The organism is Robinsoniella peoriensis (genome assembly GCF_000797495.1).
Classification (GTDB): domain Bacteria; phylum Bacillota; class Clostridia; order Lachnospirales; family Lachnospiraceae; genus Robinsoniella; species Robinsoniella peoriensis.
Map to the genome: position 1 here is coordinate 629805 of NZ_JTGN01000001.1, position 18390 is coordinate 648194.

Annotated in this window: 11 protein-coding genes, 2 tRNA genes and 3 rRNA genes; all 16 read right to left on the bottom strand. The window is 42.8% G+C overall.

Going from position 1 to position 18390, the window contains the following annotated elements:
* Nucleotides 1–382: 382 nt before the first annotated feature.
* Nucleotides 383–3269, bottom strand: a 23S ribosomal RNA gene (locus tag QR40_RS02645).
* A 208-nt stretch (nucleotides 3270–3477) separates the two neighbouring features.
* A tRNA-Ala gene (locus QR40_RS02650) sits at nucleotides 3478–3550 on the bottom strand.
* Nucleotides 3551–3662: 112 nt separating this feature from the next.
* Nucleotides 3663–3736: transfer RNA gene (locus QR40_RS02655), tRNA-Ile, on the bottom strand.
* A gap of 7 nt (nucleotides 3737–3743) precedes the next feature.
* Nucleotides 3744–3861: ribosomal RNA gene (gene rrf, locus QR40_RS02660) — 5S ribosomal RNA — on the bottom strand.
* Between the two features lie 130 nt (nucleotides 3862–3991).
* A 16S ribosomal RNA gene (locus QR40_RS02665) occupies nucleotides 3992–5522 on the bottom strand.
* Together the 16S, 23S and 5S rRNA genes with 2 tRNA genes alongside form the textbook arrangement of a ribosomal RNA operon.
* A 1079-nt stretch (nucleotides 5523–6601) precedes the next feature.
* Complete coding sequence (locus tag QR40_RS32415; protein ID WP_276325413.1) at nucleotides 6602–6724, bottom strand: hypothetical protein; 123 nt, start codon at nucleotides 6722–6724, stop codon at nucleotides 6602–6604.
* A 208-nt stretch (nucleotides 6725–6932) separates the two neighbouring features.
* Nucleotides 6933–7805, bottom strand: coding sequence for a MerR family transcriptional regulator (locus tag QR40_RS02675; RefSeq protein WP_330373627.1), 873 nt, complete (start codon nucleotides 7803–7805; stop codon nucleotides 6933–6935).
* A 240-nt stretch (nucleotides 7806–8045) separates the two neighbouring features.
* Nucleotides 8046–9404: a DNA repair protein RadA gene (gene radA / locus QR40_RS02680; RefSeq protein ID WP_027293428.1), complete on the bottom strand. Its 1359-nt coding sequence runs from the start codon at nucleotides 9402–9404 to the stop codon at nucleotides 8046–8048.
* 142 nt (nucleotides 9405–9546) lie between these two features.
* Nucleotides 9547–9960 (bottom strand): hypothetical protein, encoded by a 414-nt coding sequence (locus QR40_RS02685; protein WP_027293427.1) that lies wholly within the window; start codon nucleotides 9958–9960, stop codon nucleotides 9547–9549.
* A gap of 130 nt (nucleotides 9961–10090) precedes the next feature.
* The gene (locus QR40_RS02690) at nucleotides 10091–12544 is read right to left on the bottom strand and encodes an ATP-dependent Clp protease ATP-binding subunit (protein WP_027293426.1); all 2454 of its coding nucleotides are present in this window, start codon (nucleotides 12542–12544) and stop codon (nucleotides 10091–10093) included.
* Nucleotides 12545–12561: 17 nt separating this feature from the next.
* Nucleotides 12562–12930 (bottom strand): GntR family transcriptional regulator, encoded by a 369-nt coding sequence (locus QR40_RS02695; protein WP_027293425.1) that lies wholly within the window; start codon nucleotides 12928–12930, stop codon nucleotides 12562–12564.
* Between the two features lie 186 nt (nucleotides 12931–13116).
* Nucleotides 13117–14511, bottom strand: a complete 1395-nt coding sequence (locus QR40_RS02700) for a cadherin-like beta sandwich domain-containing protein (protein WP_044293184.1) — start codon at nucleotides 14509–14511, stop codon at nucleotides 13117–13119.
* Nucleotides 14512–14542: 31 nt separating this feature from the next.
* The gene (gene purD / locus QR40_RS02705) at nucleotides 14543–15814 is read right to left on the bottom strand and encodes a phosphoribosylamine--glycine ligase (protein WP_044293507.1); all 1272 of its coding nucleotides are present in this window, start codon (nucleotides 15812–15814) and stop codon (nucleotides 14543–14545) included.
* 187 nt (nucleotides 15815–16001) lie between these two features.
* Nucleotides 16002–16628 (bottom strand): phosphoribosylglycinamide formyltransferase, encoded by a 627-nt coding sequence (gene purN, locus QR40_RS02710; protein WP_027293422.1) that lies wholly within the window; start codon nucleotides 16626–16628, stop codon nucleotides 16002–16004.
* Entirely contained in the window at nucleotides 16622–17647 is a 1026-nt protein-coding gene (gene purM, locus QR40_RS02715; RefSeq protein ID WP_027293421.1) for a phosphoribosylformylglycinamidine cyclo-ligase, read from the bottom strand. Before purM ends, purN begins: the two co-directional genes overlap by 7 nt.
* A gap of 93 nt (nucleotides 17648–17740) precedes the next feature.
* Nucleotides 17741–18244, bottom strand: a complete 504-nt coding sequence (gene purE / locus QR40_RS02720; RefSeq protein WP_027293420.1) for a 5-(carboxyamino)imidazole ribonucleotide mutase — start codon at nucleotides 18242–18244, stop codon at nucleotides 17741–17743.
* Between the last annotated feature and the right edge of the window lie 146 nt (nucleotides 18245–18390).

The window sequence follows — 18390 nt, forward strand, 5'->3', positions numbered from 1 at the left end:
ATCCTGCCCTTCTTACCTCCTCCTTTTCTGATATGATCCCTCCTGATATGTTCCCTCCCAATATATTTCCTCCTAATATGTTTCCTCCTGATATGTTCCCTCCTAATATGTTCCCTCCTAATATGTTCCCTCCTAATATCACCTACAGTTTAATACATTACCTTGGAATCTACAATATAATTATTAGTCCCATACGGCACCTGATCCGTAGATAAATTAATCTCGAGCTTATAAAAAAGCGCACAAAAAAAGCAGCTATCCTTAGCTGCCTTACATGCATATACCTTCAAAATCACACATAGAAATTCATCAAATTATCATCCGTTCTTGCATTACCAACTTCGTTGATCATATCAACTTTATTGACATTATCCTAAACCTTATGGATAAGCCTTCGACCTATTAGTATTAGTCAGCTCCATACATTACTGCACTTCCACCTCTAACCTATCTACCTCGTCGTCTTCAAGGGGTCTTACCGCTTATGCGGGGGATATCTCATCTTGAGGGGGGCTTCACGCTTAGATGCCTTCAGCGTTTATCCCTTCCCGACTTGGCTACCCGGCCATGCTCTTGGTAGAACAACCGGTACACCAGAGGTCAGTCCAACCCGGTCCTCTCGTACTAAGGTCAGCTCCTCTCAAATATCCTGCGCCCACGCCGGATAGGGACCGAACTGTCTCACGACGTTCTGAACCCAGCTCGCGTACCGCTTTAATGGGCGAACAGCCCAACCCTTGGGACCTACTACAGCCCCAGGATGCGATGAGCCGACATCGAGGTGCCAAACCACTCCGTCGATGTGAACTCTTGGGAGTGATAAGCCTGTTATCCCCAGGGTAGCTTTTATCCGTTGAGCGATGGCAATCCCACTTTATACCACCGGATCACTAAGTCCTACTTTCGTACCTGCTCCACCCGTCGGTGTCACAGTCAAGCCTTCTTTTGCCTTTGCACTCTGCGAATGGTTTCCAACCATTCTGAGAAGACCTTTGAGCGCCTCCGATACCCTTTCGGAGGCGACCGCCCCAGTCAAACTCCCCGCCTGACATTGTCCCACCACCGGATCACGGTGGCTGGTTAGAAATCCAATACTGCAAGGGTGGTATCCCAACAATGACTCCTTCACAACTGGCGTTGTGAATTCTCAGTCTCCCACCTATCCTGTACATGCAATACCGAATCCCAGTATCAAGCTGGAGTAAAGCTCCATGGGGTCTTTCCGTCCTGGCGCAGGTAACCAGCATCTTCACTGGTATTTCAATTTCACCGGATGCATTGTCGAGACAGTGCTCAAATCATTACGCCTTTCGTGCGGGTCGGAACTTACCCGACAAGGAATTTCGCTACCTTAGGACCGTTATAGTTACGGCCGCCGTTTACTGGGGCTTAAATTCAATGCTTCGCTTGCGCTGACATCTCCTCTTAACCTTCCAGCACCGGGCAGGCGTCAGCCCATATACTTCACCTTGCGGTTTTGCATAGACCTGTGTTTTTGCTAAACAGTTGCTTGAGCCTATTCTCTGCGGCCTCTTTCGAGGCACCCCTTCTCCCGAAGTTACGGGGTCATTTTGCCGAGTTCCTTAACAATGCTTCTTCCGTCGGCCTTAGGATTCTCTCCTCATCCACCTGTGTCGGTTTACGGTACGGGTATAATATAAACAATAGCGGCTTTTCTTGACAGCTGGCTCACACACTTCGCTACTTTAGTTCGCTCCACGTCACGTCTTCAGATTGTAGTACGGATTTGCCTTTACTACTCCTACCCCGCTTGTACCGGTTTTTCCATTCCCGGATTGTGCTTTCCATCTGTGTCCCCACAGTTCTGTTATACTATAGTACAGGAATCTCAACCTGTTGTCCATCGACTACGTCTTTCGACCTCGCCTTAGGCCCCGACTTACCCAGAGCAGATCAGCTTTACTCTGGAAACCTTGGATATTCGGCCGGAAGGATTCTCACCTTCCTCTCGCTACTCATTCCAGCATTCTCTCTTCTTAACAATCCACTGCTCCTTACGGTACAGCTTCGTCTCAGTTAAGAATGCTCCTCTACCAATGACTATGTCATTCCTCAGCTTCGGTGTTGTGTTTYAGCCCCGGACATTTTCGGCGCAGGACCTCTCGACTAGTGAGCTATTACGCACTCTTTTAATGTATGGCTGCTTCTGAGCCAACATCCTAGTTGTCTTCGAAATCCCACATCCTTTTCCACTTAACACACACTTTGGGACCTTAGCTGGAGGTCTGGGCTCTTTCCCTTTTGACTGCCCAACTTATCTCGTGCAGTCTGACTCCCATACATCATCTATACGGCATTCGGAGTTTGATATTCTTTGGTAAGCTTTGACGCCCCCTAGGAAATTCAGTGCTCTACCTCCGTTAGACTAATATGAGGCTAGCCCTAAAGCTATTTCGAGGAGAACCAGCTATCTCCGGGTTCGATTGGAATTTCTCCCCTATCCACACCTCATCGCCACCCTTTTCAACGGATGTGCGTTCGGTCCTCCATTACCTTTTACGGTAACTTCAACCTGGACATGGATAGATCACCCGGTTTCGGGTCTACTCTGACTGACTCTTTCGCCCTATTAAGACTTGGTTTCCCTCCGGCTCCACACCTTGAGTGCTTAACCTTGCCAGCCAGCGTAACTCGCTGGACCGTTCTACAAAAAGTACGCGGTTCCACATATAAAGTGGTTCCACAGCTTGTAAACACAGGGTTTCAGGTTCTTTTTCACTCCCCTCCCGGGGTTCTTTTCACCTTTCCTTCACAGTACTATGCACTATCGGTCACTAAGTAGTATTTAGCCTTGGGGGGTGGTCCCCCCGACTTCCCACAAGGTTTCTCGTGTCTCGTGGTACTTTGGATACTGCCTGCTCTCTTCTGGTTTCAAATACGGGGCTTTCACCCTCTCTGGCCGGATTTCCCAAAACCGTTCTTTTACCATTCAAGTCACGTTATGCAGTCCATAACCCCGGAATGCACGCATTCCGGTTTAGGCTCCTCCCATTTCGCTCGCCGCTACTTTGGGAATCGAGTTTTCTTTCTTTTCCTCCGGGTACTTAGATGTTTCAGTTCCCCGGGTTCCCTTCCATACGTTATGTATTGGCGTATGGATACTTGAGGTTTGCTCAAGTGGGTTTCCCCATTCAGATATCTCCGGATCGTAGGATATTTGCTCCTCCCCGAAGCTTTTCGCAGCTTATCACGTCTTTCATCGGCTCTTAGTGCCAAGGCATCCACCCTGCGCTCTTGTTCGCTTAACCATTTTTTCACCTCACATAGCGTTGTTCGGTGTTGGTTTAGTTTTGTTGCTAGTTTAAAATAATTACCTTTTTTAAAAGATAACTACCTCGGATGTCTTATCTAATTTAGATATTTTTGATTATTTCTATATGTGATTTTCAAGGTACATGTTCTTTTCGTGGTTTTTTAAATTTTAACAGTCAAATGCTGCCATTTCAAAAAACCGAATGGAGATGGAGAGATTCGAACTCTTGACCCCCTGCTTGCAAGGCAGGTGCTCTCCCAACTGAGCTACACCCCCATGGATATATTCCTTTGGTTGTTACTTCTTATTTAATTGACAGGTTTTATTAACCTAGCGGGCTTAAGTGGACCTTTCCTCTGCCGAGGAATTATCTTAGCTTAAAACCTAGTGGGCTTAAGTGGACTCGAACCACCGACCTCACGCTTATCAGGCGTGCGCTCTAACCAGCTGAGCTATAAGCCCTCTTTAAATCTGGCAGCCACCTGCTCTCCCACACCGTTACCAGTGCAGTACCATCGGCCGCTTAAGTCTTAACCATCGTGTTCGGGATGGGTACGGGTGTTTCCCCTAAGCGCATCGCCACCAGAAATTTTATATTATTATAGTAATTTCATTTCTGCATTTTGTTCTGCCCGGCTTTTGCCCGGCTTCCCAGAATACTCTTTTTATTACTTAATAATTGAACAGTAAAACAACCTTTACTCATTCTTTCCTTAGAAAGGAGGTGATCCAGCCGCACCTTCCGATACGGCTACCTTGTTACGACTTCACCCCAGTTACCGGCTCCACCTTCGGCAGCTCCCTCCTTACGGTTGGGTCACTGACTTCGGGCATTTCCGACTCCCATGGTGTGACGGGCGGTGTGTACAAGACCCGGGAACGTATTCACCGCGACATTCTGATTCGCGATTACTAGCGATTCCAGCTTCATGTAGTCGAGTTGCAGACTACAATCCGAACTGAGACGTTATTTTTGGGATTTGCTCACCTTCRCAGGGCTGCTTCCCTTTGTTTACGCCATTGTAGCACGTGTGTAGCCCAAATCATAAGGGGCATGATGATTTGACGTCATCCCCACCTTCCTCCAGGTTATCCCTGGCAGTCTCTCCAGAGTGCCCAACCGAATTGCTGGCTACTGAAGATAAGGGTTGCGCTCGTTGCGGGACTTAACCCAACATCTCACGACACGAGCTGACGACAACCATGCACCACCTGTCACTCTTGTCCCGAAGGAAAGGACACGTTACTGTCCGGTCAAGAGGATGTCAAGACTTGGTAAGGTTCTTCGCGTTGCTTCGAATTAAACCACATGCTCCACCGCTTGTGCGGGTCCCCGTCAATTCCTTTGAGTTTCATTCTTGCGAACGTACTCCCCAGGTGGAATACTTATTGCGTTAGCTGCGGCACCAAAGAGCTTTGCTCCCTGACACCTAGTATTCATCGTTTACGGCGTGGACTACCAGGGTATCTAATCCTGTTTGCTCCCCACGCTTTCGAGCCTCAACGTCAGTTACAGTCCAGTAAGTCGCCTTCGCCACTGGTGTTCCTCCTAATATCTACGCATTTCACCGCTACACTAGGAATTCCACTTACCTCTCCTGCACTCCAGCCTGACAGTTTCCAATGCAGTCCAGGGGTTGAGCCCCTGCCTTTCACACCAGACTTGCCATGCCGTCTACGCTCCCTTTACACCCAGTAAATCCGGATAACGCTTGCCCCCTACGTATTACCGCGGCTGCTGGCACGTAGTTAGCCGGGGCTTCTTAGTCAGGTACCGTCATTTTCTTCCCTGCTGATAGAAGTTTACATACCGAAATACTTCTTCCTTCACGCGGCGTCGCTGCATCAGGGTTTCCCCCATTGTGCAATATTCCCCACTGCTGCCTCCCGTAGGAGTTTGGGCCGTGTCTCAGTCCCAATGTGGCCGTTCACCCTCTCAGGCCGGCTACTGATCGTCGCCTTGGTAAGCCGTTACCTTACCAACTAGCTAATCAGACGCGGGTCCATCTCATACCACCGGAGTTTTTCACACTGTGCCATGCAGCACTGTGCGCTTATGCGGTATTAGCAGACATTTCTGTCTGTTATCCCCCTGTATGAGGCAGGTCACCCACGCGTTACTCACCCGTCCGCCGCTCAGTCATTAAAACTTCTTTCCGAAGAAATCGGTTTTAATGCTTCGCTCGACTTGCATGTGTTAAGCACGCCGCCAGCGTTCATCCTGAGCCAGGATCAAACTCTCAAATAAAGTTTTGATCTTAGTTCAAAAATCAACTACTAGCTAATTTTATCCCTTTATTACTGTTTTAAGGTTGTATCATTTCTGATACGGTTCTTAATTTTGAAATCTCTTTTAATAGAATCTTTCAAGGTTGTTTCACTGTTCAATTATCAAGGTTCTGCTTGCTTTTCTTTGTTGTTGTACTCTTTAGCGCAACTTCTATATCCTATCACACCGCCAAGTCTTTGTCAACAACTTTTTTTAAAAGTTTTTTATGTATCTCGTCGCCATTCTCACAGCAACTTTTATATGATACCATTTTGTAAATCATTTGTCAACACTTTTTTTGAGTTTTTTCAACTTTATTCGAGTCGATTTCTCGTGTTACATTCGTGTCGGATTTTGTTCTTTGCTGTCTGTTTGAGACAACTTTGTTATGATACCACCTGGAAACCGATCTGTCAACACTTATTTTGTAATTTTTTCATATTTTTTGCACAATTGATTCAATTTCTATTTATTAGCTTCCCTTTATTACCTTATATCCCACTTTTCTAAAAACCAAGAAATCCTAGAGCGTTTAAAATCGCTTTCTGACAACTGTGCGTCACACATTATGGAGAATTGGTTCTAAAATTACTAGAGCGAACAGTTTCTTGAATTTGGGTTTAGCTGAGGCATGGCGCTCTGTAGATGTAGGTAGTGTACGGAAAGCTGGTTTTCTCAGCATGATGGGATCCTGGGGTTGTGGCATGCCGGACGCGATTGGAGTAAAGCAACTGATCTTGAGGACGGAATTTGTTTTTCATTCTGTCTGTAATCAGAAAAAGGAGCAAACTTCCATCTTCTTTTACGCAAACAGCCGAAACATAGCGCAGCATCCAAAAAAGAACAGCCTGCCACAGCCCAGGGGTTCCAACCTGCTGAGAAAACCAGCTTTGTATCAACGAATGCTATCTCGGAAAGATGGGTGTGGGAAACTGGTATGGGCATAGGAAGCGTAGAGCTGAGCTGAGTATTTACTTACCTTTTCGAAGTGTTTTTTGGCGGATAGTATTCGACTGGCTACCATCGGATACTAAGCGGGTACTGAACCGAGAAATGCATCAGGATTTCTCGGTGAATACCCGCGTGCCGCCAAAAAGCACTTCGGAAAGGTTAGAAAATACCAGTTCTGCGGCCAGCTGACGGAGCCCATGCCAGTTTCCCACACCCATCTTTCCGTACACTACCTACATCCACAAAGCGTCATTAATCAGCTAAACCAATTTAAGATGAAATTGTTCGCTGTAGTACTAGAACCTTGACATAGTTAATTGTTGCTTTTACAGAACAAATTCCCTGCAAAATGTAATGCACAATATCAGTAATCAATATTCAGACAGGTGATAGAAATTAAAAACCCATGTAAAAGCTAAACTTTATACTTACATATCTTTATACTCCGTAATAATACTGGATTGCCTGCGCGATGTATTTGGCAATTCCTTTCCCGTACTGAGCATCGGTCGCTTCCGCCAGATTTTCTCCCTTGGAATACTCTTTCGCTAAATCGAGAAGAATTGATCTGGCATTATCTAACTTAAACAAAATCTTGTATACTTCTGCAAGTTTTGCTACCGCTTCTTGTTCCTGGTCTATATTCCCTGTTTCTCTTGCCATCGAAAATTGTCTATAGATCTCATCATTATTATTTTGCTGAGGTACAAAATCTTCTTTCTTTCCTGTAGACTGTAATGCAGCCTCTACTGCTTTTTCTTTACTTCCATACCATTTGATCAAATCTGCCATAGTATATTCATTTTCAAGGCTATCTTGCAGTTGTTCACGCATTTTTTCTACACTGCCAAATTTTTTAATTTGTTGTAAAAAATCTTCCCTAGACATGCATTCCAGCATGTGGTCTAAAATTTTTTCTATATCACTATCATTGAATGCTTCAAAACTCATTGTATTAACCCCTTTCATCACATCCGTTATTAGTTCAATAATCCCGTTTAGACTATTTCGCTTCTTTTCTAGAAAATTTTTTTGCGTTAATAGTACCTGTTCTTTATTAAATCCGGGCTTCTCCATGATTTCCTTTATATCAGCCAATGGCACTTCTATTTCCCTGAAGAACATAATCTGCTGCAATTTTTCTAATGCTTTGTTATCATAAAGACGATAACCTGCTTCCGTTAATTGTGTAGGCTTTAACAACCCTATTTCATCATAATACCTGAGCGTTCTGATACTAATCCCTGTTATTTCTGACACATCTTTAACTGTTTTCATTTTTATTTCTTTATCATTATAATTTTCTTTCACCCTTACCTCCTTTCAAACTAATCGTAAACCATTACGCCACGAGAGTGTCAACACCTTATTTTTTAACGTATATCTGAGTATTTGTTAAAATTAGTCTTAAAATATTAAAAAACACTCTTCTTCCGCGCCGAACGATAAAAAATAAGGACATAGCAGTTTATTTCCTTTGACTGCTACATCCTTAAGTAATGATGCTATTATCTATTTTGTTATGAAGACCAATCACTGGATGACTATTTACTAAATACAATTAACCGCATCTTTTACCGTCTGTACTCCAACAATGCGTATTCCTTTAATTTTTTCAACAGATTTTAGTGAAACCTTAGGCATAATTACTGTCTCAAATCCAAGTTTCTTGGCTTCCTGCACTCTTTGTTCAGGCATATTGACAGCCCTCACCTCGCCGCTCAATCCTACTTCCCCGAAAACAATTGTCTTCTCATCAATTGCCCGATCTTTATAACTGGATACAACTGCCATGATAATTCCAAGGTCAATTGCTGGTTCATTCATTTTGATTCCACCCGCAATATTAACATAGGCATCGCATGCCGAGAGGTGCAAGCCAAGCCTTTTCTCTAATACAGCCATTAATAAATTCACCCTGTTATAATCAGTTCCTGCTGCAGTTCTCCTGGGAATAGCCAAATTGCTCTGACATACCAGTGCCTGTATCTCTATTAATATCGGTCGAGTTCCTTCCATAGAACATGCCACAATCGAACCGGATGCACCTTCCGGTTTACCATTTAGCATAAACTCCGATGGATTTGCTACTTCCACCAATCCAATATCCCTCATCTCGAATACCCCGATTTCATTTGTGGATCCGAACCGGTTCTTTACCCCTCTAAGGATTCGATACGCGGCATGGCGGTCACCTTCAAAATATAATACGGTATCCACCATATGCTCCAGTACTCTGGGTCCGGCCACTACACCTTCTTTGGTAACGTGTCCAACCAAGAATATAGAAATCCCAAGCCCTTTTGCTATTTGCATAAAAACATTCGTAGACTCTCTTACCTGAGAAACACTTCCCGGTGCGGAACTCACCTCATCACGATACATAGTCTGGATCGAGTCTATTACAACAACCTCCGGATTTACTTTTTTGATTACTTCCTGAATAATTTCCAGGTTTGTTTCACACAAAATGAGAAGAGAATCTTTAAATTCTCCAATCCGGCTGGCTCTTAGTTTAATCTGCTGTAAAGATTCTTCCCCGGATATATATAATACTTTGACCGCCTTATCCGTCAGGTTCTTGCACACCTGAAGCAGTAATGTTGACTTTCCAATTCCCGGATCTCCTCCGACCAAAATCAAAGACCCTTGTACCAGCCCTCCCCCCAGCACTCTGTCAAGCTCCATGATTCCAGTCTGCATCCGGTCAGTTTCTTTCATCTGTATACTGGTAAGTTTCATTGGTTCTATCTCATTTGCCTTTTTTACCGCCTTCACGGAAGAAGTCTTTTGAATCACCTCTTCTGTAAATGTATTCCATTCTTTACAGGCGGGACATTGGCCTGACCATTTACTGGATTCATGCCCACAGTTCTGACAAAAAAATACGGTCGTTTTTCCTTTAGCCATAAATTCCTCCTTTCATAATTCTTTTCTATTCGCAAGAAGTCCGGCATCTTCACAGTATTTGTGAAAAGTCCGGACTTCCATTTTACTTTATTTACAAAGCCTTAATACGTCAACGTACCAGAACGTGTTTGAAAAACAGGCTCTAAGCTCTCAAGATTTTAACAAAAGCTTTATCAGTATTATCCAATTCTACGCTTAAAGAAAGCTTACCGCCCAGATTTGTCTGCATCTTTCCGGCATTCTCGTCATCAATAAAGATTTCGTAAGCAGTATCTTCCTCCAGTTCAACTGTGATCTGTGCATCTGTTGGTCCCTCTACTTCAAAACTGACCCCATTTGCATCTGCTGAAAGATGATTTACGGTAGTTCCGGGAACTGATTCATATACGAACATTCCATTTCTTTCTAACTTGGTGATTTCTTTAAATGTTTTTACCTTGTACAAGTCTCCATTATATTCAAAATCAGAAAGCTTTGATTTCTGGTCCAATTCATAATTCCCGAAACTAATTGTTCCGTCATCTTCTGTACGTATTAATTCTTTTACAACTGACATTAGTATGCCCTCCTAGTATTTCGTTGATAGTTATCCTCTATTCTATTGTTCTTAAAATTTTATCATAAAACGGAGAAATATGCTAGTGATTTATTCATTCTTCATGAAAATTTAATGGGTGGCTTCCACTCTATTTTATATAAAATTTAATTTCTTTATTTGACAACCCAACGCTTACCGTATTCCCTGATTTCACTTTTCCTTCCAGGATTTCTTCTGCTAATGCATCTTCTATCTTATTTTGAATTGCCCGCTTTAATGGTCTTGCTCCATACTTATCATCAAATCCCTCTTCCGAAATAAAGCTCTTTACAGAATCCCGTACATTTAAAGTAATATTCATCTGCTCCTTGCATCGTATCGTAAATTCTTTCAGTAAAAGTCCAACAATGCTCTTTATATTTTCTTTGTTTAAAGAATGGAAAACTATAATTTCGTCAATACGGTTTAAGAATTCCGGCTTAAACATCCGGCGAACTTCTTCCATAACATTGCCCTTCATGACATTATAATTATGCTTCTCATCATCAACTGCGGCAAAACCCAGTTTTTTGGGAGAGATAATTGATTGTGCACCTGCATTGGAAGTCATAATCAGAATTGTATTTTTAAAATCTATCTTCCGCCCCTGCGCATCTGTTATATGCCCGTCGTCTAATACCTGAAGCAGGATATTAAACACATCCGGATGAGCCTTTTCAATTTCATCAAATAAGATGACCGAATAAGGGTTACGACGTACTTTTTCACTTAATTGCCCACCCTCTTCATAACCTACATATCCCGGAGGGGAACCTACAAGTTTAGAAACGCTGTGTTTCTCCATGTATTCAGACATATCAACTCGAATCATAGCCTGTTCACTGCCAAAAACAGTCTCTGCAACCGCTTTGGACAACTCAGTCTTACCTACACCGGTTGGTCCCAGAAATAAAAATGAACCGATTGGACGCTTGGGATCTTTTAATCCGACTCTGCCTCTCTTGATGGCCTTGGCAACCGCTGTCACTGCTTCATCCTGTCCAATGACTCTTTGATGCAGTGTCTGTTCCAAGCGGAGCAGACGATGGGTTTCTTTTTCAGCCAGTTTTTGTACCGGAATCTTCGTCCACATAGATACTACTTCCGCAACATCAGGCTCTTCTACCATCAGCTGCTTAGCAGCATTTTTCTTTTCAATTCGATTACGCAGATTGGATAACTTCTTTTCTTTGGTCTCCTGTTCCTTCTTCAGTCTGGCTGCCTCATCAAAATCACCTTCTTTGATTGCCTCTTCCTTTTCCTGGGCAAGATCAAATACTTCATTTTGAAGTTCTTCCAGATTCGCAGGAACCTGATATCCCTTCAGCTGAACTTTGGATGCAGCTTCATCGATCAGGTCTATGGCCTTATCCGGCAGAAATCTGTCGCTTATAAATCTCATAGAATACTTTACAGCTGATTCTATAGCATCATCTGTGATGATGACGCGATGATGTTTCTCATAACTCGGACGCAGTCCTTTTAAAATCTCTATTGCTTCTTCCTCTGTTGGTTCCTCTACCGTAACCGGCTGAAATCTACGTTCAAGCGCAGGATCTTTCTCTATATACTTGCGATACTCCTCGATTGTTGTAGCACCGATTAGCTGTATCTCTCCTCTGGAAAGGGATGGTTTTAAAATATTAGAAGCATCCATAGCGCCTTCTGCTCCCCCGGCTCCAATAATTGTATGGAGTTCATCTATGAAAAGAAGAACATCTTTGCAATCCATTACCTCTTTTATAACTTTTTTAATTCGTTCCTCAAATTCACCACGATACTTAGATCCTGCTACCATACTTGCCAGATCCAATGTTACAACACGCTTATCCTGAATAGTCCTGGGGACTGCTCCGGCGACAATTTTCTGCGCTAATCCCTCTGCAATGGCAGTTTTACCTACTCCGGGTTCTCCAATTAAGCAGGGATTATTCTTTGTACGTCTGCTCAGAATCTGAATAATACGTTTTATTTCCTCTTCTCTTCCGATGACCGGATCCAGTTCTCCCTGACTTGCCTGTTCTGTCAGATCACGGCTGTACTGATCCAGCATTGGTGTAGCAGAACTTTTCTGACGACCCTTGGACGCCTTAACTTCCTGCAGATAAGCCTTATAGGTTTCCTCATCCGCACCCATAATTCCCATGATTTCCATATACAGTTTCTGGAGCTGTATTCCCATGGTATGAAGCAATCGTGTTGCCACACATTCCACATCCCTTAATAAAGAAAGCAGGATATGTTCTGTTCCAATTTCATCCATCTGAAAGAAAGACGCTTCTTTTTCACTGCTTTCTAAAACTGCCGATGCACGGGGTGTATATCCATCCGGATTAGCTAATGCAATACCGCCCTCCGGAGCAATCAGCTGTTCAATCAAAGCCAACAGCTGTTCTTCTTCTACACCGCCTTCTTCCAGCACAATATGTGCTGTACCTGTTTTTTCTCTTAACAGTCCCAACAGTAAATGTTCTGAACCAATATAACTCTGTGCACATTCCTTCGCCGCCTGCTTAGCAAGCACTAATGCTGTCTGCGCACTATCTGTAAATTCCTTATGCATAGATACTCCTCCTGCTATTATTCATATTCTGCCAATATCTCGTCCACTAATGCGTGAACTTCCTGGCCTGTAATGCGTTTACATCTGCCTTTTGCAAGCAAAACACGTAAATTTTGTTTCATTTCTTCTAAAGCCTGCAATTTATCGATATCCAGAGATATAATTGCTCCTCTTCTTCTGTCAATCGTCACAAATCCTTCTTGTTTTAATACCGCATATGCTTTATTCACTGTATGCATATTGATCCCGATATCCTCCGCCAGCTGTCTTACAGAAGGTAAAACATCACCTTCCTGGATGCTGGAAGTAGCAATTCCCAATATGATCTGATTTCTAAGTTGAATATATAGTGCCTCTTCACTTTGAAAATCTATTTTTATCATCATAGTATCACCCTTCTATCCTATGTTTGTTATATTTATAATATAACACCTGTCATTATATGTCAACCCAAATTAGCATTCCGGAATGGTGCAGCATTTTATATCTAAAAAAATAGAGAGATCCACTTTAGTATTCTTAAGTGACATCTCTCTATTCCCATTTTAAAAACTAATATATTTAAACATATTTTATAAGTCGATCATGGTTACATCTACTTCCGGCGGATTCTCATCTGCTGTCTGCTGAAAATTTGCCTGAGGATTGGAATTTTCTACCGGTGCCTTCTTTGGCGGTCTTTGCTTTTTTACAGGCTGCTGTACATTTCCTGCATTCTGCTGGCCATTCCCCTGCTGTTTTGGCTGAACAGATGGCTTAGACTGCTTCTGTACCTTTGGCTGTGCCTGTGTTGCCTGATCCTTCGCATTAACCTGATTCTGTGGTTTCACCTGGCCTTGAGTTCTTGCCTGATTTTGAGGTCTTGACTGTTCTGGCTGTCTGGTCTGATTCTGCTGTTTAGGCTGACCCTGCTGCGGTCTTCCCTGAGCAGTCTTTTTACCCTGCACCCTTTTTTGTCCCTGGCTTCTCTCTCCTGCCGGCTGTTTCTGTTGATTTTGTGCATTACGCTGGTTATTTACAGGTTTCTGTACGGTACCGGCTGCCGCATTTCTATCCTGCTGTTCCGTAACTTTCTTTACTTTTTTTACTGCTTTTGGAGCCTGATTATTTGTTGGCTTCTCTTCCGCTTTTCTGGTAAGTACATCAGCTTTCACCTGAGCCTGTCCATTTCCAAAAACTTCTTCCGTGGTTTCCTGCACTTTTTCTAATGGCACTCCCGGAGCATCTGTACTTTCAGGCTGCATCTCCTGAACCGGGGCATAATAATAATCAGAACTCAGCGTCTTCTCTTTTCTTGCAAATTCATTTGTATTAAAATCCAAAGTATTTTCCGCTTCCCTTAAATCATCCTTCAGATCTTTATTCTTGAGCGCCAGATTAATAATTATAAAGAGTAAAATCACAGCAAATGCAATCATACCATATAATATTTTCATAGCCAGTTCCAGCTTCTGATTCACCTGATCCATCTGTGTATTTAACATTTTCACAGTATCATTCTGTACTGCCTCTGTCTGTGCTGTCTTTTTCTCAGTTGCCGGCTGTGATTCCGATGCTGCGGCCTGATTGGCTGCTGCTTCTGATTCTGCTTCTGTAGCTGCAGGTGCAGCTGCGTCGGCTGTTACATGAAGCGTATAAACTGCCTTACTCCCATCTTCAGCTGCAACAGTAATTGTTACGGTACCATTTCCATTATCCAGCTGATTTCCATCAATTGATGCAATCTCTGCATTCACATCGGAAGGCTGCGGATCTAACGTCAATGATTTTGTTCCGGCCGGGACTTTCACTTCATATTCTGTTGTAGAATAATAAAATTCCGGTGAAACTTCTGCGTTTTCAATGCCAAGCGTCGCCAGAGAGTTATCCCCGGATGAGCTGGTAGCAAAAACAGTCATGGAAGAAAGCCATAACATCAGCATTGCCAAAACAATCTGGTACTTCCATGTTCCTTTTAAAATCTTCATACTTTACCCCTTTTCATTATTTTGGCAGGCATTATGCCTCATCAATCGCCTTACCAATATCATTTCGGTAATATTTGTTGTCAAATGTTATCCAGTCAACTGCTTTATAGGCATTTGCCCTGGCTTCTTTTAAATCAGTACCTTTTGCAGTTACACCCAGAACTCGTCCTCCATTCGTCACGATTCCCTTTTCGGAAGTTTTCGTGCCCGCATGGAAAACATAGTATCCTTCTTTATCTTTAAAGTTATCAAAACCGCTAATTGGAAGTCCTTTATCGTATTTTACCGGATATCCGTCAGAAGCCAGAACAACACAAACTGCTGCATTATCTTCAAACTGAAGATCAATCTGGTCTAAAGTACCGTCTATACAAGCCTCAAATACATCTACGATGTCATTTTTCATTCTTGGCAATACAACCTGCGCTTCCGGATCTCCAAATCTTGCATTATATTCCAGTACCTTTGGACCGTTATCCGTAAGCATCAATCCAAAGAATATAATGCCTTTGAATTCTCTTCCTTCTGATGCCATAGCGTCTACACTTGCCTGGTAAACATACTGGTTACAGAAATCATCAACCTCTTTCGTATAAAAAGGACTGGGTGAAAATGTTCCCATACCGCCTGTGTTAAGCCCCGTATCCCCGTCACCTGCACGCTTATGGTCCTGGGCACTGGTCATTGTTTTGATCGTTTTGCCATCCACAAAGGAGAGGACAGATACTTCCCGCCCTGTCATAAACTCTTCTACTACCAGGCGGTTTCCGGCACTTCCAAACTGTTTATCCAGCATAATTGCCTTAACGCCCTCTTCTGCTTCTTCCAGTGTATTGCAAATTAAAACTCCCTTGCCAAGAGCTAATCCATCTGCCTTTAAAACGATAGGAAACGCTGCAGTCTTCAGGTAAGCTATCGCTTCCTGAGGGTCATCAAAATTTTCATAACCGGCCGTTGGAATATGATACTTTTTCATCAGATCCTTCGAAAATGCTTTGGAGCCTTCCAGTATAGCAGCATTTTTACGCGGACCAAATACTCTTAATCCTTCTGCTTCAAATGCATCTACTACTCCACCAACAAGGGGATCATCCATGCCGATAATTGTAAGGTCAATTTCTTTCTCTTTGGCAAATGCCACCAGTTTTTCAAATTCCATCGCACCAATATCTACGCATTCTGCATATTCTGCAATTCCTGCATTTCCTGGTGCACAATAAATCTTATCTGCCTTCGGGCTCTGGGCTACTTTCCAGGCGATGGCATGTTCTCTGCCGCCGCTGCCTACGATTAGTATTTTCATGAATTTGTTTCCTTCTTTCATTTTTAATCCCGCTGCATATCGCAAACCTGCCTGCGATACTGCATAAATAAGTAGTGTGAGCAACGTTCATACTGTGAATAACGCTCGCACTGTGAATAACATTCGCACTGTGCATGAAGTTGGCACTGTGCAAGTTCATTTTACACAGGCTATGAAGCATATTGCTCTAATCTGCTATCCAAACCTTGTGGTCTTTTACTGTAATTCTTCCATTGGCTATTAAATTAATTGCTTCCGGCATAATCTTCCATTCAGCTTCCATCATTACACGCTGCTGCAATTTCTCAGGTGTATCATCCTGATGCACATCCACTGCTTTTTGTAAGATGATCGGACCTGTATCGGTACCTTCATCCACAAAATGTACGGTAGCGCCGGTCACCTTTGCACCACGCTCCAATACTGCTTCATGCACCTTTAAACCATAATAACCAGTTCCACAAAACGCCGGTATTAATGCCGGATGTACATTGATGATCTTATTTGGAAATGCCTGAACCATAATTTCCGGTATTACCACCAGACAGCCGGCTAGAACAACCAGATCTGCCCCATGGGATTGTATCGTGTGCAAAAGAGCCTCATTGAATGCGGCGCGGTTATCATAATCTTTTGGGGAAACAGATACATTGGCTATATGATTCTGTTTGGCACGCTCAAGAGCATAGGCATTTTTATTGTTACTTATTACAACGGCAATCTCCGTGTTAGTTATGCTTCCATTTGCTATTCCGTCAATAATTGCCTGAAGATTGGTTCCGCCTCCAGATACCAATACTGCAATTTTTAGCATAATGTTACTCCTTTTTCACCTGCTTCAATCTGACCTACAACATAAGCACTCTCTCCGGATGCCTCAATTGCCTTTACAACTGCTTCTGCATCTGCCGGATCAACTGCAACAATCATGCCAAGACCCATATTATAAGTATTGTACATCATTTCTTCTTCGATTTGTCCTTCTCTGGCCAGCATCTTAAAGATAGCCGGTACGTCGTAACTGTCTTTCTTTATTACAGCACGAACTCCATCCGGAAGCATTCTCGGTACATTTTCATAGAATCCGCCACCTGTAATATGGCTGCATCCCTTAATTGTAACCCCTGCCTCTTTTACATTTCTAAGTGCCTTAACATAAATCTTCGTAGGTGCCAGAAGCGCTTCGCCCAGAGTCTTTCCAAGTTCCTCATGATAAGTTTCTAAAACATCTTTTTCCATTTTAAAGACTTTACGTACCAGTGAAAAACCATTACTATGTACACCGGATGATGCGATACCAATTAATACATCACCTGCTTTTAATTCTTTACCGGTAATCAGATTCTTCTCATCTACTACTCCTACTGCAAAACCTGCAAGATCATATTCATCTTCCGGATAAAAGCCTGGCATTTCTGCAGTTTCACCGCCAATTAATGCCGCATTAGACTGCTCACATCCATTTGCCACACCGCTTACAATTGTCGCAATCTTTTCTGGTACATTTTTACCACATGCGATATAGTCCAGGAAAAATAATGGTTCTCCGCCTGCACACGCAATATCATTTACACACATAGCAACGCAGTCGATACCTACCGTATCATGTTTGTCCAGAATAAACGCCAGCTTCAGCTTTGTACCTACGCCATCCGTTCCTGACACCAATGTAGGCTTCTCCATATTTTTAAATGCACTCATGGAAAACGCACCTGAAAATCCGCCGATATTGGTAAGAACCTCCGGTCTCATAGTTTTCTTAATATGTTCCTTCATAAGTTCTACGGACTTGTATCCCGCTTCTATATCAACGCCTGCTTTCTTGTAATCCATTATTGTTCTTCCTCCTAATGTGGTTTTTCTATTATACTCTCAAATTGTGAATTAGTTGTGTTTGACTGATTACAGCTTTTGTTATAGGTATGACTATTTGTATTCTTTGTAACCGACTTCCTGCAATTTTGCATCTTTTGCCATAACCTGCTCTTTTAATTCAGCTGAATATGCTTTTAATCTTCCTAATAATTCTTCATCTGATGTAGCAAGGATCTTAGCTGCTAAAATTCCCGCATTCGCGCCTCCGTTAATTGCCACTGTCGCAACGGGAATTCCGGATGGCATCTGTACGATAGAGTAAAGTGAATCTCTTCCTCCAAGGGATGATGTATGCATTGGGATACCAATAACAGGCATTGGGAAAATAGCTGCGCACATACCAGGCAGATGAGCTGCCATACCTGCTCCTGCAATAATAACTTTCCAACCTTTTTCTTCTGCAGATTTTGCATATTCGAAAAATACATCTGGCTCTCTGTGAGCTGAAAGGATATTTATTTCATATTCTACACCTAATTTGTCTAAAATATCAGCTGCCTTAGCCATTACCGGCATATCTGAGTCGCTTCCCATTACAATTCCTACTTTTGCCATTGTACATATCTCCTTTTATCGATTGATTTTAATTTTTTATCGAATGCTTCGCTTTTATTCTACTAAGAGATTGGAACATTGTCAACAAAATCGCAAAATCATTTTTGGAATTGCCCCATCAAATAGAAAAAGAACATACAGACGGG